General features: G+C 64.7%; 5 protein-coding genes. 2 read left to right on the forward strand and 3 right to left on the reverse strand.

Features of this window, described 5'->3' with window-relative positions:
- Positions 1 to 332: hypothetical protein (locus tag EOA38_RS39845; RefSeq protein WP_210213000.1), on the reverse strand; the 332-nt coding region annotated here is incomplete at its 3' end.
- A 58-nt stretch (positions 333 to 390) separates the two neighbouring features.
- Between EOA38_RS39845 and EOA38_RS31100 the strand changes: the two genes are divergently transcribed.
- On the forward strand, positions 391 to 1,050 hold the full coding sequence (locus EOA38_RS31100) for a response regulator transcription factor (RefSeq protein ID WP_126090261.1): 660 nt from the start codon (positions 391 to 393) through the stop codon (positions 1,048 to 1,050).
- Between the two features lie 15 nt (positions 1,051 to 1,065).
- Here EOA38_RS31100 and EOA38_RS31105 read toward each other — a convergent pair whose 3' ends face one another.
- The gene (locus EOA38_RS31105; protein WP_127301027.1) at positions 1,066 to 2,358 is read right to left on the reverse strand and encodes an MFS transporter; all 1,293 of its coding nucleotides are present in this window, start codon (positions 2,356 to 2,358) and stop codon (positions 1,066 to 1,068) included.
- A gap of 115 nt (positions 2,359 to 2,473) precedes the next feature.
- Positions 2,474 to 3,130: an O-methyltransferase gene (locus EOA38_RS31110; protein WP_127301028.1), complete on the reverse strand. Its 657-nt coding sequence runs from the start codon at positions 3,128 to 3,130 to the stop codon at positions 2,474 to 2,476.
- 93 nt (positions 3,131 to 3,223) lie between these two features.
- Between EOA38_RS31110 and EOA38_RS31115 the strand changes: the two genes are divergently transcribed.
- On the forward strand, positions 3,224 to 3,493 hold a 270-nt coding region (locus EOA38_RS31115; RefSeq protein WP_145966143.1), incomplete at its 3' end, for a helix-turn-helix domain-containing protein.

Here is a 3,493-nt window from a genome sequence, read left to right on the forward strand (position 1 = left end):
GACAAGGAGAACGGCGACGGTGGCGCCAAGCCCGCTCCGCAAAAGACCTGAAATGCCCTGAGCAATTCCAGGAAAAGTGCGTAGCGGTTTTCCGCCCGGAATTGCGACAAGACAAAGAGAGCAATTCCAGGAAAAGTGCGTAGCGGTTTTCCGCCCGGAATTGCGACAAGACAAAGAGAGCAATTCCAGGAAAAGTGCGTAGCGGTTTTCCGTCCGGAATTGCGCAAAAATAAAATCAGAGCGGTTCCGTGTTTCCGTGAAAGAGACTGAACCGCTCTGGGAAAAATCTGCGCACGGCCTTTGCCGCTTGAAAATGCGCCGCGCCGCCGCATAATCGTTCCGATCCCGCAAAAAGCATTATAATCAGCGATGGGATCCGGGGAGGAATATTTGCCGTCGGGCTACACCTTCGTCATTGCCGACGATCATCCGCTGTTTCGCGGCGCGCTGAAGGAGGCGCTTGCCGGCCTTGGCGACGTCGCCGCCATCCATGAGGCCGGCGATTTCGAAAGCGCCAAGGCGCTCGTCCTTGCCAATGAAGACATCGACATGGTGCTGCTCGACCTGTCGATGCCGGGCGCCAGCGGCTTGTCGGGTCTCATCTCGCTGCGCGGCATCCATCAGTCGGTGCCGCTGGTGGTGGTGTCGGCGCACGACGATCCCGTCACAATCCGCCGCGCGCTCGATCTGGGCGCTTCCGGCTTCATCTCCAAATCGGCCAGCATGGAAGAGATACGCAACGCGGTGCAGGCTGTGCTTGCCGGCGACATCGCCGCGCCCGCCGGGGTCGAACTCGGCGTCGAGCGCGATCCGGAAATCTCCGACCTGATCAAGCGGCTTCAGGCGCTGACGCCGCAGCAGACGCGTGTGCTCGGCATGCTGGCGGAGGGCCTGCTCAACAAGCAGATCGCCTATGAGCTCGGCGTCTCCGAAGCCACCATCAAGGCGCATGTCTCCGCCATCCTGCAGAAGCTCGGCGTCGACAGCCGCACCCAGGCGGTCATCCAACTCTCCAAGATCGGCGGCGACCCGCTGCAGCCGGTGGGCTGAGGCCGGACTTCGGCATCAGGATTGCTCCTCCGTTGCCGGGCTTGTTGACCAGGTCGCGGATCTCTCGGGTCCGCCGGATTCCGCATCGAAACCTGCACCCGAGAAGTTGCGCGCTCTTCCGATCGCGACGCCGAGGCCGAGCGACGCGATCGCCACCAGCGGGATGCCGGCGATCCAGGGCAGCCGCGGCGCGAGCGCATAGAGCGCGGTGCCGATCGAAGGTCCGAGCGAGTCCTTGAGGTCGACCGCCACCGACGAAGCCGCCATGTAGGAGGCGCGCCGTGCTGCGGGTGCGAGTGCGTTGACGGCGGTCGGCACGAGCGGCCCGACCAGCATCTGCGCCACCGAGCAGAGGCTCACCGCGGCAATCAGCGACAGCATCGCCGGCGACGCCGCGAGCAGGACAAAGGCGGCAATGGTCGAGAGGCCCGCGCCCACGGTCAGCCAGAGCGCGGATCGCGCCTCGGCAAAGCCGCTCACCAGCATCTGCAGGCCGACCGTCAGTGCCGCCGCACAGGCAAACAGCGTGCCGACGCCGGACGGGCTGAGCGTGTCGGCATCCTGCGCATAGAGCGGGATCACGGCCTCGATCCAGTTGCCGGAAATCTCGAACAGCACGACCCAGAGGAGCAGCTTCGCCAGGCGGCCGTCGCGGAAGGCCGGCAGCAGCGCCGACAGGCCCTCGTCTTCTTCCTCGTCGTCCTGATCGCCGGCTGCGTGAGCTCCGCTGCCGATCGTCTCCGCGAGCGCTATCAGCATCACGGTGCCGCCCAGGATGAGCATGCCGCCACCGGCGAGGAACACGGTGCTGAGCGATATGAGCGCGAGCAGGGCGCCGCAGGCCGGTCCGAGGATCTGCCCGGCGCTCGAGCTCACACGCGCCATGCTGAACCAGCGCGGGTGCGCGGAAGGCTCGGTCACATCGGCGATCGCGGTGAGAATCGTCGGATGGAGCACCGACTCGCATATGCCGGTCAGGATGAGCACAACGGCAGTGGCGACAACACCATGGACGAAAAATAGGGCGATGAAGCCGCATCCGACGCCGAGCGATGAGAGAATCAGCACCGGACGGCGGCCGACCCGATCGGCAATCCCGCCGATGAGCGGCGCCGCAATCAGCTCTCCGCCCGCATAGCAACCGAACAGCAGGCCGATCGCGCCGACTGGAATGCCGGCCTCTCTGCTGGCCCAGAGCGGAAAGAACGGCACCAGCGCGCCGTCGGCGAAACCGGCGCAGAAGAAGAGGAACAGGCCGAGCAGCGCCGGGCGCGGCAGCCCGCGCCAGGAGGACGAAAATGTGGTCATGATGTCACCTACGCGTCAAAGGCCCGAAGGCCGGGATGGCGCGTTGGCTGACGTGAACGCCTACGGCCGCTCAACGAGCAGCGTGAGTAGTTGGTCTGCTTGTGCCGGGTTTTGGTCAGCCGAGCCGCATCGACAGTTCCACATCGTCGCCGAACGGCGTCGACATGTAACCTCCTGTCGGCGAGCGCACCCGCTCCAGATAGCCCGGAGAGAAGTCGGCATTGTCGGCGATGACCAGCGCGCCGGGCCTCAGTCGGCTCTCGACCAGGCTAAGGATCTCCGGATAGAGCGCCTTGGCGCCGTCAAGCAGCAGGAGGTCTATCCGGTCCGGCAGGTCCCTGGCCAGCGTCTCCAGCGCGTCGCCTTCGCGGATCTCGACAAGATCGAGAAGGCCGCCGTCGGCGAGATTGGCCTTGGCGCGTACCACCTTGGAGGGCTCGAACTCCGTCGTGATAAGGCGGCCGCCGCCATTGTCCCTGAGCGCCGCGGCAAGGTAGAGCGTCGAGATGCCGAACGAGGTGCCGAACTCGACGATGATGCGCGCGCCGGTGCTGCGCGCCAGCATGTAAAGCAGCGTGCCGGTCTCCGGCGAAACCGCGAGCCAGAGGTCCTTCAGGCTGCCGTAGAAATTGAGATATTCGGTCTTGCTGCCGAGGAGGCGCGCCCGTTCCTCCCGCGAGTACTGGACTATCGCGGGGCTGGTCGCCGCGGCGGCTTCATTGAACAGGCGGGCGAGCAGCGGCGCGAGCGGGGTTCCGGTAAGGGTCGTCATGGCTGTCTCCAGTCGGGAACAAATGCTTTCTTGTGTCGTCCGAAAAATACGAATAATCCTTCAGGTTTCCAATTCGCATTCCCGAGCGCTGCCATGGTCCAACGCCCAAGCCCTTCAATTTCCACCCGAAAACAGCCCAAACAGGCCCGCGCGACGGAGCTCGTCGCGGCGATTCTGCAGGCAGCTGCTCAGGTTTTGGCGAGCGAAGGCGCGCAGCGTTTCACCACCACGCGCGTGGCCGAGAAGGCCGGCGTCAGCGTCGGCTCGCTCTATCAATATTTCCCCAACAAGGCGGCGCTTCTCTTCCGGCTGCAGAGCGACGAATGGCGGCAGACGACCGATCTTTTGTGCGGCATCCTCGAG

The sequence above is a fragment of the Mesorhizobium sp. M1E.F.Ca.ET.041.01.1.1 genome (assembly GCF_003997355.1).
In the GTDB taxonomy this organism is placed as follows: domain Bacteria; phylum Pseudomonadota; class Alphaproteobacteria; order Rhizobiales; family Rhizobiaceae; genus Mesorhizobium.

Coding starts and splice junctions, on each gene's coding strand:
- EOA38_RS31105 (WP_127301027.1), bottom strand. CDS start 2,358: ATGACCACATTTTCGTCCTCCTGGCGCGGGCTGCCGCGCCCGGCGCTG.
- EOA38_RS31110 (WP_127301028.1), bottom strand. CDS start 3,130: ATGACGACCCTTACCGGAACCCCGCTCGCGCCGCTGCTCGCCCGCCTG.